Genomic DNA, 1,873 nt, shown 5'->3' with positions numbered 1-1,873 from the left:
AATAACTTCTTTTACCATGATTCAATATCTAAATTTTTTCGTCTTCAAGAGAAGTTTGAATAAGTTAAAAATTAATTTGTGCTAAATGCACAACAGGTAGTATATTTATAAATTTACGTTAGTTGAATTTACACAATTGTATGCTAATTTGGGATGTTACTTTATTGTAATGGACATATTCGGAACAACGATATCACCATTAGCCCCCGTATATCTTTGAGCATATATTTCTATATAATCATTACTTGAAAGTTCTGCTGTACCATTAATCGGAATTACAACGATATCATTTGTAGTAGAACCTCTTCCGTAAATTTTTGACTGACTTAGTACTGTACCGTTTTTTGCAATATAAATTATGTAAGTTCCTGCTGCAGGTACCTGAAAAGATACTGATCCTGTTATTTGAAATATTCTCTTATTTTTTCCAACATATTTTAATCTGTTCGGCACACCATCTGTTGTAAATCTAAATAAATTTAAAGATGTCGAAACAGAGGTTGCAGTTCCAATTTTCACAATATTACTTGGATTAAGATTATTAGTAAAACTTACACCTATACCAGTTCCAACATTATAATCAACGGAAAAATCTCCCACAGCACTATTATCAGATTCCGTTGGAATTCCTGACGATCTTACAATCCAGTTGTTTGTAAAATTGTAACCGGTATATGTGCCTGTTGAGTAAGGCTTCACATAACCTGCTGTATTGGTTCCCGTAAAAACAACAGATTCCAGAATTCCGCTAGCAACCGTTAGACCAGATGTTGATACATCAAAACCTGTGGCTGATGTGCTTTCTACATGGGAGAACCCACCCTGTTTTTCAATCAAACCAAATGTTCCGGTAAATTTTTCATAGGTACCAGAGTTATTGCTAAACCAACCTAAATTGCTTAGTAGCAGCTGAGATATATTGTTGTAGGTAATTCCATTTGTATTTCCCGAAAATTGGACAATGCTCACGAATACTAAACCGAATCCTGAAATTGTACCAACAGAATTAGAACCACTAACAACAGAATCTCTAAATATAAGATTTTGCGTCGCTGCAGCATTAAGATTAAAAACACTTCCTCCAGTTGCTCGTAGTGTAACATTTCTAATACTACCGCCGGTAGCACCTTCAAAAATATTACCAGATGAACGAGTTATTATGTCTTCATTGGTATCTAAGCCGTGTATATAGGAATTGTTAATATCGATGGGAAAATCAAACTGAACCTGTCCATTGATTTCGTATAATGTATTGGAGTTCATCACATAGCGTGTTCCTCCACCAGCGGCTAATTCAGAAGCTAGAACAGTGGATAAAACATCGGTTGACTTGATGCGCTTAAAATTTGATCTCCCTGAAACACTGCTATTAATAGGTGACCACGATGAAGTAGAACTTACGTAATAATAGAAAAGTTTTGATGTCGTATCGTAGACCATTAAACCGTCTGCAGGAGCTGTTATTGCTAACCTCTGCGCTGTAGTCATCCTCGGAGCTAAAAATCCTCTATTTGTTGAATTTAAGTCCAATAAAGAACTTGCGTCTGGAGTTGTTGTATTGATTCCCACCTGGGAAGTTACTAAAATACTGACCATCAGACATATACCCAGCAATAATTTACTGTATGGACCAAGGATTAAATTTGTATTCATAATAAATAAAGAATTAGTAGTTTCACAAATTGAATTTAACATTTATTTATGGTTTGCACAACATTTATTGATAAAAATTAATCATAAATATATATATGCTTTTTATATATTAAAATATTACATAACCCGTAGTGCATTATAGAAAAGGTTGCTCAAGTAACTAAAAATTAGTATATTGTATTGACTACCAATCAAATACAATTATGAGCAACCTTGAAGC

General features: G+C 33.7%; 1 protein-coding gene. It reads right to left on the bottom strand.

The features are described from left to right. Nucleotides 1–156: 156 nt before the first annotated feature. Nucleotides 157–1,695: a hypothetical protein gene (locus IV513_RS15335; RefSeq protein WP_245168968.1), complete on the bottom strand. Its 1,539-nt coding sequence runs from the start codon at nt 1,693–1,695 to the stop codon at nt 157–159. Nucleotides 1,696–1,873 lie beyond the last annotated feature (178 nt).

Origin of the sequence: Chryseobacterium sp. RR2-3-20 (assembly GCF_017808115.1) — a bacterium.
Taxonomy (GTDB): Bacteria; Bacteroidota; Bacteroidia; order Flavobacteriales; family Weeksellaceae; genus Chryseobacterium; species Chryseobacterium oryzae.
This window is presented reverse-complemented; position numbering and strand designations above follow the sequence as displayed.